The organism is Rhizobium sp. BK377 (assembly GCF_014193935.1).
In the GTDB taxonomy this organism is placed as follows: Bacteria; Pseudomonadota; Alphaproteobacteria; order Rhizobiales; family Rhizobiaceae; genus Rhizobium.
The window spans coordinates 1,191,048-1,207,531 of record NZ_JACIAC010000001.1; the positions used below are offsets into that span (position 1 = coordinate 1,191,048).

The window sequence follows — 16,484 nt, forward strand, 5'->3', positions numbered from 1 at the left end:
GTGCCCTCACCCCGAACAGGGTATGCACTGCTGACCTTTTGAAATCTTCATCCAATCAGCTACCAAGTCGAAATAAAAACGCGATCTGTCGGACCCACAAGGATAGGAAAATTGGGAATACTCGCCTGGTCCTCAAAATTCGAACAAAGAATAGTTTTTCCTTGGCAAATTGTAAGTCTTCTCCTTGCAATGATTTTCGGTGCGATAACGATCTACACCGAGTTCTTTAGAGACCAGTCACCTAGGCTTCAGATTGAGGTTTTGAGCAACGCACCAGTACTAGACGTGCGCGAAAAGTTGCCAGACCTTGAAGTACTCTATCAAGCACAGGACATCGCAAAAAGCGGAAAGACTCTTTCGGTGGTCATCGCCCGCATTGCCAATCGAGGCGGGGCTGATCTTCTAAGCACATTCTACGATCAAAAAGCGCCGATCAGTTTGGGACTGTCAGATGGAACTTTGGTAAGAGCTGACATCACTGAAGCCAGCAATGACTATTTGCGAACTGCCGCTGGCCTTACAAGAGACGGGGATTCTGTCAACCTGAACCCCGTTATATTAGAAACCAATGAGTGGTTCACCGTGAAGATATTGGCTCTCCACGATGTAGAAAAGCAACCCAAGATTACTGTATCGGGCAAAATCGCTGGGCAACATGCCATCGCGATCGTGACTACTGACATTGAGCCAAAGGTAGGGTTCTGGCATTCGGTTGTCGGAGGCGGACTCTGGGTCCAGCTGGCGCGAGTACCGATTTACGTCTTCGGCTTCACATTACTCGCCGCAGGTCTAACCATACCCGCTGCTCTTATCACAGACGAGATTACCGCTCGCAAACGGCGCAACTTGCTGGAAAAGTTCAAAAACAAGACGAGGATGGATATCCAGCCGGCTGATGATTTCGTGTTTGAGGCTTTCGCACGTGACGGGCCAAAAACCGTACAACGCATTATCAATATGGTTGCAGATCCCGATCGATTGAAGAGACGCATCGAAAGCTATCTTGCTAGTCAAAAAGACCAAGATGACACCGAAGCATATTCCGCAGACATTCTAGCCGAGTATCCTGCGAACTATCGCCGTCGGGAAATAAAAGAGATGATGGATCGAGGTTTTATAGAGCACGAAAATGATCAATGGCGCGCGGTTCCTGACCGACTGAAGGTGGCGACGGCGTTCGTTGAGTATCTAGATCTCGTAGGGGCTACGTAGGCCCTGCGCCTTGATCGCGACTGAGGTCGAAACGGCGCGTTCGTCCGCAGAAGCACGAGATGCGTTACATTCGGTAGACCTGAGCGTTGTCGTGCGCCTCTCGTAGCCCCTTATACCGAGCGTGGCGACGCCTCATTTCGGCGAAGAAGAAGACAGAGCAGGTAATCAAGTCGGCGTAGTCCAATCAGGCAAAATCCGTGCAGTGCATTTTCACGTTGGTGGAAAGACAAATGTTGCCATATGGATGCGGAAACCCACATCTACCCTTGGCAAGGGTGAGGTCGGTGGTTCAATCCCACCGGCAGTTTTCTCCTTTAGCATTATACACCGCGCCAATCGGCGCCATTGCTGCCGGCAAAAATCTCGCTAGAATATTAGCATTCTGAAGCCTTTGCGGAGGAACCCGAAGGCGTCATTCAATGTTTCTATCGGGACATGCTGGAGGAGCGTCGATGGCGACTGAACGATGGAATAGTCCGATCAAGGTAGGTTTCGAAGGAGCGGGAGCGCGCACGGTTAACGGACCATTCGATGCTCTGGCATGCCTTGCCGAACATTGGCCTGCCGTGCGCGGATTGAAATATCTGAAGGCACGCAGCGCCTGCCGCGCCGCACTCGATGGAAGAAAGACCGTCGAAGAGGCCCGCGCGGAGTTTATGGCGGCGGCGGAGGAAGCAAAGCTTAAAGTGCATTAAGCTTTCAGCGGCGATATCGGACCTAAAAAGTCCGACCTGTTCCGAAACGAAGCAATGCTTAATTTTCACTTAACCCGGCACGGAGCTGGCGCAGGGCTTTGTCTCGAAAAACATTGCGCCATTCATCTGTTCATCAATAGAACGAGGCCAGCCGTCATGATGATGGTTAGAGGCTCGTCACCCTCTGCGGGAGACTGCAGACGAGCCCCCTCAAAAAAACGTCGGAATATTTGATCAACAATTCGAAGTATTCTCCTCTATGACCTGAATATATCCCACGCCGATGATTGTGCCATCTGCGGCACGGATGAAGGACGGCAGGTAATGCGGTTCAATACGCTTGCAGATGGTGGCGCTGGTATATTCATTCAGCGCAGTTTCGTCTTTCGGCAAGGCCGAATAATTGATGTCGGTTTCGAGCGAGGCATAGGCGGAGCCGGCAAAAGCGCCACACCCAAGAAGAAGGACCGCGGCCCACAGACGGATAAGCGTTTGCATTATTATCTCCTGCATTGAAACCAGCTTTTCAACACGCGAGACGGCGAGTTGGTTCCTTGGAAGTGACTCCGGGGCAGATGGCGATTTATCTCACCAGCAGACGGCAATGCACGTTGCCGCTTCCGACAACGTCCTCGGCGATTGCCAAGGCCCGCTCGCTGTCGCCCCATTGGCGTACGAAACCTTCGAGAATGACGCAGGGGCCGATGGTGGAGACGATGATTTCGGCCGCATCGAGATCGGCTGCGGCATGCAGGGCGCTTTCCGTGGACGCGCGCTTGGCGGCAGCGTTGTGGTCCTGCATCCAGGCTTCCTCGTGAATTGCAGAGCCGTAAAACCGCATCACCATGACCGTTCTTGACGTTGGCTGACAGGAACCTAACGCAAGAGGACGACGTTTGTTGCCCTCCGCAGCCGGCCGGATGCATAGTCGCCGCGATGGCGGTGCTCGGACACTCACGTCCCCGCCGGAGCCATCGGCAGAAGCCCCAGGCAATTGCCGCCGAGGAAATAGTGATGAAAGCGCTGGTGTCTGCCCTTCTTGCCACGATCCTTCTGGCCGCACCTCTGCTGGCCGGCTGTTCAGCCGCGGATGCGCCTGCGCTGGAGCCCATTCCCGGCAGCATCACCTATGGCGGGCAACCAGGCACCAAGCTGACGAAATCGCCGATCGGCAGCGCCGTCCACAATGATTTCTACGATCAGCAGGGTCAGCGCGTCTACGAAACCTATATTCTCCAGCCCGACCGCAGCCTGAAGCTGGTGCGGCGCGAGATCGTGCCGGACTTCCCGCAATAGTGCATGGCAACCCGCGCGTGCTTGACAGCGGCGCCAATCGAGAACATCCAAGGAACATCTGATTTTATTCGCAGGCGCTGATTCTCCCGCGAAGCCCAACCGGACGGCTGGATGTATCTCGAAAGACTCAATCCCCAGCAGCGCATGGCCGTGGAGCACGGCACACTCACAGACGGCAGCCATGTGGCCGGGCCGCTGCTGGTCATCGCCGGCGCCGGCTCCGGCAAGACGAATACGCTTGCCCATCGCGTCGCGCATCTCATCCTCAAGGGCGCCGATCCGCGTCGTATCCTGCTGATGACCTTTTCCCGCCGGGCTGCAGCCGAAATGGGCCGGCGCGTCGAGCGTATCTGCGGCGAGGTGCTCGGAAAGAATTCCGGCATCATGGCCGATGCGCTCGCCTGGAGCGGCACTTTCCACGGTATCGGCGCGCGGCTCTTGCGCGACTATGCCGAACAGATCGGCATAGACCCGGCCTTTTCCATCCATGACCGGGAAGACAGCGCCGATCTGATGAACCTCGTGCGCCACGATCTCGGCTTCTCCAGGACCGAAAGCCGGTTTCCGACGAAGGGCACCTGCCTTGCGATCTATTCGCGGGCGGTGAACTCCGAAACCGAGCTGCCCTTGGTGCTTCGTGACGCCTTTCCCTGGTGCTCCACCTGGGAAAACCAGCTTCGCGAGCTTTTCGCCTGTTATGTCGAGTCGAAACAGAGCCAGAATGTGCTCGATTACGATGACCTGCTGCTCTACTGGGCGCAGATGGTGGCCGAGCCCATGATTGCCGAGGATATCGGCAGCCGCTTCGACCATGTCCTTGTTGACGAGTATCAGGACACCAACAAGCTGCAGTCTTCGATCCTGCTTGCTTTGAAACCGACCGGCCAAGGCCTGACCGTCGTCGGCGACGACGCGCAGTCGATCTATTCGTTCCGCGCGGCGACGGTGCGCAATATCCTTGATTTTCCGGCCTCTTTCAGTCCGGCTGCCAATATCGTCACGCTCGACCGTAACTACCGCTCGACGCAGCCGATCCTTGCCGCCGCCAACGCAGTCATCGATCTTGCCTCCGAGCGTTTCACCAAGAACCTCTGGACGGAGCGGGAATCGCCGGAGCGGCCGCGGCTGGTGACGGTGCGCGACGAAAACGATCAGGCGCGCTATGTGGCCGACAAGATCCTCGACAATCGCGAGGAGGGCGTGAAGCTGAAGAGCCAGGCCGTGCTCTTCCGCGCCTCACATCACAGCGGCCCGCTGGAAGTCGAACTGACGCGCCGCAACATTCCCTTCGTGAAGTTTGGTGGGCTCAAATTCCTCGACAGCGCGCATGTGAAGGACATGTTGGCAGCGCTTCGCTTCGCCCAGAACCCGCGCGACCGGGTGGCGGGTTTCCGGCTGATGCAGATCTTGCCGGGTATTGGGCCTTCCACGGCGCAGAAGGTGCTGGACCATATGGCCGAGGACCCGAGCCCGGTGATGGCTCTCGCCGCCATGCCCGCGCCGCCACGCTCGGGCGAGGACTGGACATCCTTCGTTTCCACCATGCAGGAACTGAAGACCGGCAAGGCCGGCTGGCCTGCCGAGATCGAACTGGTGCGGCAATGGTATGAGCCGCATCTGGAACGACTGCATGAAGATGCGAGCGCAAGGCTTGCCGATCTCATACAGCTCGAACAGATCGCTGGCGGCTATGCCTCGCGCGAGCGCTTTCTGACGGAGCTTACGCTCGATCCGCCGGATGCGACCTCGGACCAGGCAGGAGTGCCGCTGCTCGACGAGGACTATCTCATCCTTTCGACCATCCATTCGGCCAAGGGGCAGGAATGGACCAAGGTCTTCATGCTGAACGTCATCGACGGCTGCATCCCTTCAGATCTCGCCGTCGGCACGACTGCGGAAATCGAAGAAGAGCGCAGGCTGCTCTACGTGGCGATGACACGCGCCAAGGATAGCCTCGATCTCGTCGTACCGCAGCGCTTCTTCACCTATGGTCAGAATTCGCAAGGCGACCGGCATGTCTATGCGTCGCGCAGCCGCTTCATTCCCGCGACACTGCTGCAATTCTTCGAAGTCTGCGGCTGGCCGCAGGCCAAGACCGATACGGCAGCCGCCCAGCAGGCGCGGCAGGTGCGCATCGATGTCGGCGCACGCATGCGGGGCATGTGGCGTTGAGGCCTCTCCGACCAGCAGGGTCAGAGCGCGAGCGGCGGCTTGGCCGGTTCGAAGAAGCGGCCAATCATTTCATCATTGACCAGGGCGATCGTCGGCGGCGACCATTTTGGATTGCGGTCTTTGTCGATGACGGCTGCACGGACGCCCTCGTAGAAATCCGGACCGTGCAGGATGTGCATGCAGGCCCCGAGCTCACGGGCCAGGCATTCGGCAAGCGTGCGACTCTGGCGGCCGGCTCTCAGCAGCCGCAAGGCAAGCTTGAGACTGGTCGGCGAACGTGTGAGCATCACATGGCGGGTTTCGGCAGCGAATTCGCCCTCCTCCTCGCCTAGCGCGGACGCGATGTCCTCCACTCGGTTGAAGTGAAACGCGCGGTCGATCATCGCGGCATTGGCCTGCAACCTGCCTTCATCCACTTGTTCTGAGAGATCGCGCAGCACCGCATCGACATCGTCCGACGAACTTCCCGCAGACAGATTTGTCAGATGACGGACTGCCTCTTCGAGGCGCGAGGAAGGCATATAGACATCGGCAAGGCCGGTATAGATTGCATCGGAGGCATTGATATCCAGCCCGGTCAGAGCCATCCATGTGCCGCTTTCGCCCGGCGTGCGAGGCAACAGCCATGTGGCGCCGATATCGGGAAAATAGCCGATACCGGTTTCCGGCATGGCAAGGCGGGTGCGCTCGGTGACGATGCGATGGCGGCCGTGGGCGGAAAGCCCGACGCCGCCGCCCATGGTAATGCCGTCCATCAGCGCCACATAGGGCTTCGAATAGGTAGCGATTTGGTGATTGAGGCGGAATTCCTCGCGCCAGAAGGTTTCCGCGAGGCCATCGCCGGCACGCCCGCTCAGGTGAATGGCGCGAATATCCCCGCCGGCGCAGAAGCCGCGCTCGCCCTCGCCCATTACGACAACGCTCGCCACGGTTTGATCGACGGCGAACTCATCAAGCGCGGCGCTAATCGCGCGCACCATGGGGGTCGTCAGGCTGTTCAGCGCCTTTGGGCGGTTCAGCCGGATGAGGCCTGCCGTGCCCCGTCGCTCGACAATGACTTCGCTCTGATTGCTGTTGTCCATGATCCACCTCGCTCCTGCCCCCATGAATAAACCGGGTCGGGTCGGGGTTCTAGAGCCTTTCCTGGTTAGCTTGAAGCATTCTGCCGGAGCAGGTTTTCGTCAGGGCAAAGGCGATTGGCGAAGGGCATACCCTAGGTACATCCGAGCCGATCGCCTTTGATCCTGGCGGAAAGATGCCCGGCCCTTCGGGTTGGCTGAAACGGGCCGTCTGATCGACCGGGCGGCTTGGCCGTAGATCTGGGCTACGACGCGCGCCGGCCGGTCGACCATCCAACTCCGTTTGAGCCAACAGAATGCTTCAATCTAACCAGGAAAGGCTCTAGTGGCTGGCTGATCAATCAGGCCGAGAGGGACTGTGAAACGGCGACATCGCGCTGCACCGCGTAATCGATCGCCAGTTCCAGCGGCAGCGGTCGCGAGAAATAATAGCCCTGCGCCAATCTTACGCCGATGCCTTTCAGCGCCTCAGCCACATCCTCGCTCTCGACACCCTCGGCCACGGAGGCGATGCCGAGGTTTTGGCAGAGATTGGCGACGGAGCGGGTGATGCTCATGCAGCGCGCATCACGGTCGAAATTCATCACGAAGGCCTTGTCGATCTTCAGCTTGTCGAAAGACAACCGGTGGATATGGCTCAAGCTCGAATAGCCCGTGCCGAAATCGTCAAGCGCGATCGAGATACCGGCGGCGCGTAGAGTGCCGATCACCTGATCGGCTGTGTCGAAGTCTGACAGCAGCGCCGTCTCGGTGATCTCGAATTCGATGCGTTTGGGATCGACACCGGACCGGTTGATCATGGCGAGCAATGCCATCGAAGTTTCGTGATCGCAGATATCGCGGGCCGATAGATTGAAGGAGACACGCAGATATGTCGGCAGGATCTTCAGGGCATCGAGCGCCTGGCCGAAGAGGATGCGGGTCATGCGACCGATCACGGCGGTGCGTTCGGCAGCGGGAATGAAGGCATCCGGGCTGATACGGCCGAAGCGCGCGCTGTCCCAGCGCGCGAGCGCCTCAAAACCGACAACACGGCCGCTGCGCAATTCGACAATCGGCTGATATTCCAGCTTCAGCTCCTTGGCGAAATTGTCGGCCTGCAGCTCCAGCTCAATGAGATAGCGCTGCGTCAGGATCTTTTCATGCTCAGGTGAGAAGAACTCGACACCGCCGGTACGCTTGCTCTTCATCTGATAGAGCGCGAAATCCGCTTTCTCGTAGAGATCTTCGGCGGTGTACTCGCCCGCATCGGGATAGACGATGCCGCAGGAGCCGGAAACGCGCACCGACCCGTCTGAGATGTCGAAAGGTTCACGTACGGCCGCACATAGCGCCAGGCCGAGGTCAGAGACGGCCCTGAACGTCATGTCAGAGGGGAAGATGATGCCGAATTCATCGCCTCCAAGGCGCGAGACGGTGCCCTCGTCGCCCACCAATGAGACGAAGCGGCGCGCCGTCTCCTTCAATACGAGGTCGCCGGCCGCGTGGCCGAAGACGTCGTTGACCGGCTTGAAGCCATCGAGATCGATGATACCGATGACAGGCGGCGAGGCAGGGTCCTTCGAAAGCATCTTTTCGAGCGACAGGAAAAAGCTGCGGCGATTAGCAAGGCCCGTCAACTGGTCCTGCAACGCATTGCGGCTATTGACGAGGTTCAGCTCCTCTGCTTCGGCCTGCTTCTGCTTCAACTCCTCGGTAAGCCGCACCAAATGGGTGAAATTCTGGAAGTAACTGTTGATGACGCGCAGGAACGGCAGCACGAGAAACAAGCCGCTAACTGCCGTTGCGACGAAGACCGGATTACCGGAAAACAGGAAGGTCACGATCATGGCCGTGAAGGTGATGACCGTGGTGATCGTCGCCGCGAGCGGCAGATGCATCAGGCAGAAGACGCAGGAAATGCCGGTTACGACGAGGAAATACGCGATCTGGCCCTGCTGTGAGGCATCGCCATATTGATAGAGCGCAATAGCCCAACCGCCGAAGCCGATCGTGAGGATAACGGCGCCTGCTAGCGTCACCTTCATCAGCCGCAGCGCACGCTCCGGCGTGACATTTTCCTTGCCTGATATTTCCCACCAGCAGAGGCGGAAGACGCAAACGATGCTGAGACCGACGGGAATGTAGAGCGAAAGCCAAAGAGGCGCCGACTTGATGTGAGTAATGGCCACGGCCAGCGCGTTGATGACAAGAAGAACGTAGAGAATTGGAATCTGCGACGACAAAGCTTTGAACTGTGCCACCAGAAACTTCGGATTATCTTTTTGCAGCCGCAATGAGGCTATGAAGTTCTTCATGATCCCTTTTCCCTTGGCTGAAGCGAGCCAGAGAAAGCTTGATTATTCCTTATTCACGTAACGTCAGGCCCTCGCATCCGCGCGAGGATGGTAAATGCCCGGTTGCAATTCAGAAGGAAGCCGCAGCCAGCGCGCGATGAATGCTGTGCAGATCGTCGACGCTCCTGTTCATCAGGAAAAGTTCCCAATCGAGCGAGTTGCGGACAATGGTTTCCAGCGAATCGTGTTTCGGCGTCCAGTCCAGCACGCGGCGGGCAAGCGTCGCATCGGCGACGACACTTGCCGCGTCGCCCGGCCGACGCGGCGCCATATTGATCTTGAAGGAGTGGCCGTTCAGGCGGGTGACCATGTTCAAGACATCCAGCACGGAATAGCCGTTGCCATAGCCGCAATTGGCGACCAGTGGCCCCCTGCCCTGGCGCAGATACTGGAGCGCCTTCAAATGCGCCGCCGTCAAATCGCTCACATGGATGTAGTCACGCACGCCGGTGCCGTCATGGGTCGGGTAATCGAAGCCATAGACGGCGATGCTGTCGCGCTTTCCGAGGGCCGCCTCACAGGCGACCTTGATGAGATGGGTCGCGCCTGAGGTCGACTGGCCGGTGCGCAACTGCGGATCGGCGCCGGCGACATTGAAGTAGCGCAGCGCCACATAATCGAAATCATAGGCGGCGGCGGCATCGCGCAGCATCATTTCGGTCATCAGCTTCGACTGACCGTAAGGATTTTCCGGATTGAGCGGCGCCGTTTCCTTCACCGGAGCGGAGCTCTTCTGCTGGCCGTAAACGGCTGCCGTCGAGGAGAAGACGAAGTTGCGGATACCGGCCTTGATCGCCGCGCTCAGCAGCGCGCGCGTTTTGCCCGAGTTATTGTCGTAATAGGAGAGCGGATCGGTAACCGACACAGGAACGACGGCGGAGCCGGCGAAATGGATGATCGCCTCGATATCGTTCTCGATGAAGATCTTCTTCAGCACATCCGGGTCGGCGACATCGCCGAGATAGAAGCGCGCGGCCGGCGCCACGGCCCAGCGAAAGCCGGTGGAGAGGTTGTCGAGCACGACGACATCTTCACCGACGTCCAGCAGCGTCCACACCATGTGGCTGCCGATATATCCAGCCCCACCTGTCACCAGAACCGCCATGTCTGCATTCCCTGTTTTATATTTTTCGGGAGCATCAGAACGGCTTTTTCCTTTCCGATTTTATTATCAAACGGCATCGGAAAGCCTTTGCAGCCGGTATGTTTTGACATGTGGTTAGAAGCGCATTTCGGGCTTTGCTACAATTTTATCGGCCAGCCTATTTTGGGACGAAAACGCCTCGCGCCCCCTGCGTCCGTTGACATCAAGTACGCGGCGAGGCAAATTAGCGGGATGAACAACTTCGCGTTCCAGGCTATGACGATGGGCATGACGACCACCCTTTGCGGTGGGGGCGTCGGCTTGTGACCTGAAACTGTTCACTTCACCCGATCCAACCCCGCCGGACACGCGCGGGGTTTTTTGTTTCTGCCCCGATGTCCGCCCCATGCAAAGGACTCCTCGTGGCACAAGATCTTCTCTCAATGCCGGTTCGTGATCTGCCCCTTCAGAACAGGGAGTGGCGTCAATGAGGCTCTACCTGTCATCCTATCGGCTCGGCGCAAGTGCGGCCCGGCTGAAGAAGCTTCTCAGAGGCGCGCGGCGCGCCGCCGTCATCCAGAACGCCTTGGACTTCATTCCGGTCGAGGCACGTCACTCCTACGAGGCGAACATCTACGATCCCAAGGCGGAGCTTGACGACTGGGGAATAGAGGCTGAGGAGTTGGATCTGCGGCGCTATTTTGGAAAGCCTGACGCGTTGGAAAAAGCGCTCGCCGTCTTCGACCTGGTCTGGGCCGTCGGCGGCAATGCCTTTCTTCTGAGGCGCGCCATGCGGGAGAGCGGCTTCGATCGCATCTTACCGGAATTGCTGCGTGCCGATGCGATCGTCTATGGCGGCTTCAGCGCCGGAGCTGTCGTGGCGGCACCCTCGCTTGATGGCATCAACATCATGGACGATCCACGACAGCTCGCGCCAGGCTACGACGAAAGCGTCATCTGGGATGGGCTTGGCCTCGTCGATTTCTCCATCGTTCCGCATTATCGCTCGGCGCATGATGAGGCCGAAGCAGCCGAAAAGACTGTCGGATTCTTTGAGGAAGCGCGTATGCCCTTCCAGCCGCTTCGAGACGGCGAAGTTATCATCGTCGAGGGACGGAATGTGACGCTGCTTCCGGTGCTACCGGAAGCAATGCGCCATTCCGCCTAGCGCTTCAGAATATAGTCGCAAAGCCGTTCGGCCGCGACTGTCACCTGCGCCGGATCGCGCAGGAAGCAGGCGCGCAGAAAAAGCTCGCCGCCCGGTCCGAAGGCCGTGCCGGGAGCAAGGCCGACACCGGTCTTGTCAACTATGTCGATCGCCGCCTTGCGGCTATCGGTGACACCATCGATCTTGAGGAAGGCATAGAGTGCGCCATCCGGCTTCAACGTTTCGACGCGATTGGTGGCGATCAGCGCATCGCAGAGGATATCGCGGGAGCGGGTTGCCTTGTCGATGTTCGACTGCACGAAAGCATCACCCTCATTGAGAGCCGCAACTGCGCCCTTCTGCATGAACTGCGCCACGCCCGAAGTGGAATATTGGATCAGGTTTTCAAGCACCTGCCCGGTTTCCGGAGGAGCAACAATCCAGCCGACACGCCAGCCGGTCATCGACCAGTTCTTGGAGAAGGAGTTGACGAACATCACCTTGTCGCCCGGCCCCATGACGTCGAGGAAGGAGGGCGCGCGACCGCCCGCGTAGAAATAACGCGCATAGATCTCGTCGGCCATGATCCAGAGATCATGCTTGCGCGCCAGCGTCAGAATATCGGCCAGATCCTTCTTCCTCGCGGTCCAGCCTGTCGGGTTCGAAGGTGTGTTGATGAAGAGGCCGCGGGTCTTCGGCGTGATGGCCATCTCGATGCGGTTGAGGTCAACCGCCCAGGTGCCGCCTTCGAACTGCAGCTCTACGCCGACCGATCGGGCGCCGGCGATTTCAAGGGCCGCGGCAATGTTCGGCCAGGCAGGGGTGAGGTAGACGAACTCGTCACCGGACGAAGTCAGCGCCTGGACGGCGATCTGGATCGCCTGCATGCCTGAACCGGTCACATAGAAATGTTCGACAGGCAGGCCGATGCCGAAATGCCTGGCATAATAATCCGACAATGCCTGGCGCAGCTCGGGGATGCCGCGCTGCCAGGTATAGAAGGTCTCGCCGGCGGCGAGCGCCTGCATAGCGGCCTGATTGATGAAATCGGGGGTGGGAAGATCGCCCTCTCCGACCCACAGGGGCAAAAGGCCTTCACGTCCGCGGGCATAATTGACGACTTCGACGATCCCGCTTTCTGGCGCTGCAATGGCGCGCGGGCTAAGGCTGCTTATAATCGACATGCATATCTCCAATTCACGCCTTCATAGCGGATTTGCAGGCGCAAATCCCATGACAATGCGTGATGGCATATCGATTTTCGTGATGATTGAGCCCGGCTGGAGTAGACGGGCTCGTCTGATCAGACGGCCGGGCGCTTGGCGAGAAGATCGCGGATTTCGGTCAGCAGCGCGACGTCTGCCGGCGGCGGCGGAACCTCTTCGGGTGCTGTCTTTTCCTTGCGCTCGACCTGCGCGCGCAGCGTGTTCACACCCTTGACCATCAGGAAAATGATCCAGGCGAGGATCAGGAAGTTGATGAGGACCGTGATGAAGTTGCCGTAGGCGAAAACGGCGCCCTGGGCACGGGCGGCGGCAAGGCTCGTTTCAGTGACCTTGGGAGACAGCGCCAGGAAGTAATTCGAAAAATCGAAACCGCCGAAGATCGCACCGACGATCGGCATGATGATATCGTCGACAAGGGACTTGACGATGCCGCCAAAGGCGCCGCCGATGATCACACCGACTGCGAGGTCCATGACATTGCCGCGGGCGATGAAAGCTTTGAACTCGTTGAGCATCAGATACGTCTCCCCTTGATGCATTTTCAAAGACATGCCGTTGTTTTCATTAGCTACACCTTCGCCTCAATTAATCAATCGGCAATTGGAAATATTCGAACACCATCCCCTTCGGCGTAGAACTTAAGACGAAGACCGCGGGAATTTTCAAACTTGCTGAATTGCCCTAATCTCGAACTGTTCCGGGAGGACGGCGGATTGTCCGCCGGCGGAGGGTCAATGCTTCCAGGCTGGATCATATTTGCGTTTGCCTTGGGTTATCTTCTGCTGCTTTTCGCAGTGGCAAGCTATGGCGACCGCCGGAGCCGGAAATTCGGCGTGCCGGAAGGCGGCCGGCCTGTCGTCTACGCGCTCAGCCTGGCGATCTATTGTACGTCCTGGACCTATTTCGGCGGCGTCGGCCTTGCGGCCCATAATGGGTTGGAATTTGCCGGCATCTATATCGGACCGATCCTCGTCTTCACACTCGGCATGCCGCTCTTGAAACGAATCATCGAACTTGCCAAGGCCGAGAAACTGACGTCGGTCGCCGATTTCGTCGCCGCGCGCTACGGCAAGAATTCCACGGTTGCAACCATCGTGGCGCTGATCTGCCTCATCGGCACCATTCCCTATATCGCGCTGCAGTTGAAATCCATATCAGCGACAGTCACGGCGATGGTCAATCCGTCGGACTACGGCATCGGCAGCGGCAACCTCTACTTCCTCGATCTGCCGCTGATCGTCACGCTGGTGCTTGCCTGCTTCGCCATCATGTTCGGCACCCGCCATACCGACGCGACGGAGCATCAGGACGGGCTCATCCTTGCGGTATCGATGGAATCGATGGTGAAGCTCATTGCCTTCCTTACGGCAGGCGTCTGCGTCATCTGGTTCCTGTTCGACGGGCCAGGCGATCTCTGGCATAGAGGCTCGGAAAACGCCCTGGTCACCGCCGCACTCGACTATCAGACACCGCTCAGCCGATGGATCACGCTGACGTTGCTTTCGGCTTTCGCGATCATCATGCTGCCGCGCCAATTCCATGTCACCGTCGTCGAAAACCGCACGGCAAAGCAGCTTCGGCTCGCGGGCATTCTCTTCCCGCTCTATCTGATCGCCATCAATCTCTTCGTGCTGCCGGTCGCGATCGGCGGACTGCTCATCTTCGGCGGCAACGGCAATGCCGATCTTTATGTCCTTACCCTGCCACTTGCAGGGCAAATGCCTGTTGTCTCGCTGATCACTTTCGTCGGCGGCTTTTCGGCGGCGACCGCCATGGTGATCGTCGATTCCGTGGCGCTTTCCATCATGGTGTCGAACGATATCGTCATGCCGTTCTTCCTGCGCCGGAAGCTCGCGGGCCTTGCGAGCCAGCGTGACGACTTCGCCAAGAGCCTGCTCAATATCCGCCGCAGCGCCATCTTCGCCGTGCTGCTGCTTGGCTATGCCTATTATCGCTCGACTGACAGCACGACGGGCCTTGCTTCGATCGGCCTGCTCTCGTTTGCCGCCATCGCGCAGATCGCTCCCGCCCTCTTCGGCGGTATGATCTGGCGGAGGGCAAATGCGCGCGGCGCCATCCTCGGCCTCGCGTCCGGCGTTATCATCTGGGTCTACCTGCTGTTCCTGCCCTCGCTCGGCGGGCCGGATTATTCCTATGTGGCGAGCAATTTCCTCGGCTTCATCTTTCCCGGCACAACGCTTTTCACGGGGCCGGATGCCGATCCTCTCGTCAATGCGACGGCGATGAGCCTGCTCGTCAATAGCGCCGCCTTCATCGTGGGATCGCTGACGCGCAACGCCAAGCCGCTGGAACGCATTCAGGCCGGCATCTTCGTGAAACGGCATTCACGCTCGCAATTTGCCACGCGCGGCTGGAAGACCCGCATCAGTGTCGGTGATCTCAAGACGGCAATCTCCCGCTATCTCGGCGAGGAGCGCATGCAGCGCTCGCTTGCGACTTATGAGCAAACCTCCGGGCGCAAGCTGGAAGACGACCAGCCGGCCGACATGGCGCTCATCCATTTCACCGAGCAGCTTCTCGGCAGCGCCATCGGCTCTTCCTCGGCGCGACTCGTGCTCTCTCTGATCCTGCAGAAAATTGAAGATGCTTCCTCTGACACCGCCTGGCTGCTCGATCAGGCGAGCGAAGCACTGCAATATAATCAGGACATGCTGCAGACGGCACTCTCGCAGATGGATCAGGGCATCGCCGTTTTCGACAGTTCCAATCGGCTGACGATCTGGAACCGCCGCTTCCGGCAATTGCTGGACCTGCCGGAAAACGCCGGCCAGGTCGGTTTTCCGCTATCGGAAATCGTCAGTATCCTCAGCCGGCGCGGCGATATCGCGCCGGGCGACCAAGGCCAAGCGGTGCGGCATTTTCTGACGCTGGACAAGCCCTTCCCGCTCGTGCTCGGCGGCGGCGAGCGCATCATCGAAGTCCGTTCCAACGCGATGCCGGACAAGGGCATCGTCGCGACCTTCACCGATATTACCCAGCGTGTGGCCGCCGATCAGGCTCTTAAACAGGCAAACGAGACCTTGGAACAGCGCGTGGTGGAGCGCACCGCGGAACTGACCCGCGTCAACAAGGAGCTTGCGGAGGCACGCGCGGCTGCGGATGAGGCCAATATCGGCAAGACCCGCTTCTTTGCCGCCGCGGGCCACGATATTCTGCAGCCGCTCAATGCGGCCCGGCTCTATTCTTCGGCGCTCGTCGAGCGCATGGCGCAATCGGAAAACAGCCCGATCGTGCGCAATATCGATTCCGCGCTGGAATCCGTCGAATCCATTCTCGGCGCCGTGCTCGACATTTCCCGTCTCGATACCGGCGCAATGCGCCCGCGGATGGCATCCGTGCCGTTGTCCGACCTGCTGGAACGCATCGAGACCGATTTTGCGCCGATCGCCCGCGAGAAGAAGCTGAAGTTCAAAGTGATGCCGACATCCCTGCGGGTGCGCTCCGATCCGAACCTGCTGCGCCGTCTGGTGCAGAACCTCGTTTCCAACGCCATCAAATATACTGTCAGCGGCACGGTGCTGGTCGGAGCGAGGCGGCGTGGCAATCAGGTGATGATCCAGGTGATGGATTCGGGCATCGGCATTCCGCCTTCGAAATTCCGGACAGTGTTCAAGGAATTCGCGCGGCTGGATGAGGGTGCCAAGACCGCCTCAGGCCTTGGCCTCGGGCTGTCCATCGTCGACCGCATCGCCCGCGTGCTGAGCCACAAGGTCGAACTTCATTCAACGCATGGCAAGGGCACGGAATTCCGCATCCTCATGCCGCTCGATATTTCGAAGAGCGTGGAAGCCGCGGCAGCCGTCGTTCCCGTCGACCACACGGCCCAGCCGTTGAAGGGGTTGCGTATCCTGTGCATCGACAACGAACCGAAGATTCTCGAAGGCATGCGGCTCCTGATCGACGGATGGGGCTGCGATACGCAGGTGACGGATTCGCTCTCTGCCGTCCAGGCGCTTTCGATGCGCCAGCCGCCGGATCTTGTCATCGCCGACTATCATCTTGCCGATGGGACCGGGGTCGAAGCAATCCTGCATCTCAGGCAGCATTTCGGCATTGAGATTCCGGCCCTGCTCATCACAGCCGACAGGACGCCGGAAGTGCGGGCGGCGGCGGAAAGGAACGTCATCGCCGTGCAGCACAAGCCGGTGCGACCGGCAGCACTGCGCGCCTACATCACTCAGATTTCCAGCCTGAAGCGGGCTGCCGCCGAGTGAAG

Annotated in this window: 13 protein-coding genes; 6 read left to right on the plus strand and 7 right to left on the minus strand. The window is 58.9% G+C overall.

Annotated elements, in window-relative coordinates:
- The first annotated feature begins 111 nt into the window (after positions 1-111).
- Positions 112-1,212, plus strand: a complete 1,101-nt coding sequence (locus tag FHT92_RS05925; RefSeq protein WP_183823141.1) for a hypothetical protein — start codon at positions 112-114, stop codon at positions 1,210-1,212.
- A gap of 452 nt (positions 1,213-1,664) precedes the next feature.
- A complete protein-coding gene (locus FHT92_RS05930) occupies positions 1,665-1,907 on the plus strand; it encodes a DUF982 domain-containing protein (protein WP_183823143.1) in 243 nt (80 codons plus the stop codon).
- Between the two features lie 234 nt (positions 1,908-2,141).
- Here FHT92_RS05930 and FHT92_RS05935 read toward each other — a convergent pair whose 3' ends face one another.
- A complete protein-coding gene (locus FHT92_RS05935; RefSeq protein ID WP_183823145.1) occupies positions 2,142-2,405 on the minus strand; it encodes a hypothetical protein in 264 nt (87 codons plus the stop codon).
- An 85-nt stretch (positions 2,406-2,490) separates the two neighbouring features.
- The gene (locus tag FHT92_RS05940) at positions 2,491-2,754 is read right to left on the minus strand and encodes a BON domain-containing protein (RefSeq protein WP_183823147.1); all 264 of its coding nucleotides are present in this window, start codon (positions 2,752-2,754) and stop codon (positions 2,491-2,493) included.
- Between the two features lie 167 nt (positions 2,755-2,921).
- On the opposite strand from FHT92_RS05940, the gene FHT92_RS05945 reads away from it, so the two are divergent.
- Positions 2,922-3,203, plus strand: a complete 282-nt coding sequence (locus FHT92_RS05945) for a hypothetical protein (protein ID WP_183823149.1) — start codon at positions 2,922-2,924, stop codon at positions 3,201-3,203.
- Between the two features lie 111 nt (positions 3,204-3,314).
- Entirely contained in the window at positions 3,315-5,375 is a 2,061-nt protein-coding gene (locus FHT92_RS05950) for an ATP-dependent helicase (RefSeq protein ID WP_183823151.1), read from the plus strand.
- A gap of 20 nt (positions 5,376-5,395) precedes the next feature.
- On the opposite strand, the gene FHT92_RS05955 is transcribed toward FHT92_RS05950, so the two are convergent.
- The 3 genes from FHT92_RS05955 to galE form a co-directional block, all read right to left on the minus strand.
- Positions 5,396-6,457, minus strand: a complete 1,062-nt coding sequence (locus FHT92_RS05955) for an enoyl-CoA hydratase/isomerase family protein (RefSeq protein ID WP_183823153.1) — start codon at positions 6,455-6,457, stop codon at positions 5,396-5,398.
- A 338-nt stretch (positions 6,458-6,795) separates the two neighbouring features.
- A complete protein-coding gene (locus FHT92_RS05960) occupies positions 6,796-8,751 on the minus strand; it encodes a bifunctional diguanylate cyclase/phosphodiesterase (protein WP_183823155.1) in 1,956 nt (651 codons plus the stop codon).
- Positions 8,752-8,860: 109 nt separating this feature from the next.
- A complete protein-coding gene (gene galE / locus FHT92_RS05965; protein ID WP_183823157.1) occupies positions 8,861-9,895 on the minus strand; it encodes a UDP-glucose 4-epimerase GalE in 1,035 nt (344 codons plus the stop codon).
- 466 nt (positions 9,896-10,361) lie between these two features.
- Between galE and FHT92_RS05970 the strand changes: the two genes are divergently transcribed.
- Positions 10,362-11,042 (plus strand): Type 1 glutamine amidotransferase-like domain-containing protein, encoded by a 681-nt coding sequence (locus FHT92_RS05970; RefSeq protein WP_183823159.1) that lies wholly within the window; start codon positions 10,362-10,364, stop codon positions 11,040-11,042.
- On the opposite strand, the gene FHT92_RS05975 is transcribed toward FHT92_RS05970, so the two are convergent.
- Positions 11,039-12,205 carry a pyridoxal phosphate-dependent aminotransferase gene (locus FHT92_RS05975; protein ID WP_183748907.1) on the minus strand — a complete coding sequence of 389 codons (1,167 nt, stop codon included), beginning with the start codon at positions 12,203-12,205 and terminating at the stop codon, positions 11,039-11,041. The genes FHT92_RS05970 and FHT92_RS05975 overlap by 4 nt on opposite strands.
- A gap of 119 nt (positions 12,206-12,324) precedes the next feature.
- Positions 12,325-12,762 carry a large conductance mechanosensitive channel protein MscL gene (mscL, locus tag FHT92_RS05980; protein WP_183748906.1) on the minus strand — a complete coding sequence of 146 codons (438 nt, stop codon included), beginning with the start codon at positions 12,760-12,762 and terminating at the stop codon, positions 12,325-12,327.
- A gap of 219 nt (positions 12,763-12,981) precedes the next feature.
- Here mscL and FHT92_RS05985 point away from each other — a divergent pair, with 219 nt between their 5' ends.
- Positions 12,982-16,482 carry a PAS domain-containing hybrid sensor histidine kinase/response regulator gene (locus FHT92_RS05985; RefSeq protein ID WP_183823161.1) on the plus strand — a complete coding sequence of 1,167 codons (3,501 nt, stop codon included), beginning with the start codon at positions 12,982-12,984 and terminating at the stop codon, positions 16,480-16,482.
- Positions 16,483-16,484: the final 2 nt, after the last annotated feature.

Coding starts and splice junctions, on each gene's coding strand:
- FHT92_RS05930 (WP_183823143.1), top strand. CDS start 1,665: ATGGCGACTGAACGATGGAATAGTCCGATCAAGGTAGGTTTCGAAGGA.
- FHT92_RS05935 (WP_183823145.1), bottom strand. CDS start 2,405: ATGCAAACGCTTATCCGTCTGTGGGCCGCGGTCCTTCTTCTTGGGTGT.
- FHT92_RS05940 (WP_183823147.1), bottom strand. CDS start 2,754: ATGGTGATGCGGTTTTACGGCTCTGCAATTCACGAGGAAGCCTGGATG.
- FHT92_RS05945 (WP_183823149.1), top strand. CDS start 2,922: ATGAAAGCGCTGGTGTCTGCCCTTCTTGCCACGATCCTTCTGGCCGCA.
- FHT92_RS05950 (WP_183823151.1), top strand. CDS start 3,315: ATGTATCTCGAAAGACTCAATCCCCAGCAGCGCATGGCCGTGGAGCAC.
- FHT92_RS05955 (WP_183823153.1), bottom strand. CDS start 6,457: ATGGACAACAGCAATCAGAGCGAAGTCATTGTCGAGCGACGGGGCACG.
- FHT92_RS05960 (WP_183823155.1), bottom strand. CDS start 8,751: ATGAAGAACTTCATAGCCTCATTGCGGCTGCAAAAAGATAATCCGAAG.
- galE (WP_183823157.1), bottom strand. CDS start 9,895: ATGGCGGTTCTGGTGACAGGTGGGGCTGGATATATCGGCAGCCACATG.
- FHT92_RS05970 (WP_183823159.1), top strand. CDS start 10,362: ATGAGGCTCTACCTGTCATCCTATCGGCTCGGCGCAAGTGCGGCCCGG.
- FHT92_RS05975 (WP_183748907.1), bottom strand. CDS start 12,205: ATGTCGATTATAAGCAGCCTTAGCCCGCGCGCCATTGCAGCGCCAGAA.
- mscL (WP_183748906.1), bottom strand. CDS start 12,762: ATGCTCAACGAGTTCAAAGCTTTCATCGCCCGCGGCAATGTCATGGAC.
- FHT92_RS05985 (WP_183823161.1), top strand. CDS start 12,982: ATGCTTCCAGGCTGGATCATATTTGCGTTTGCCTTGGGTTATCTTCTG.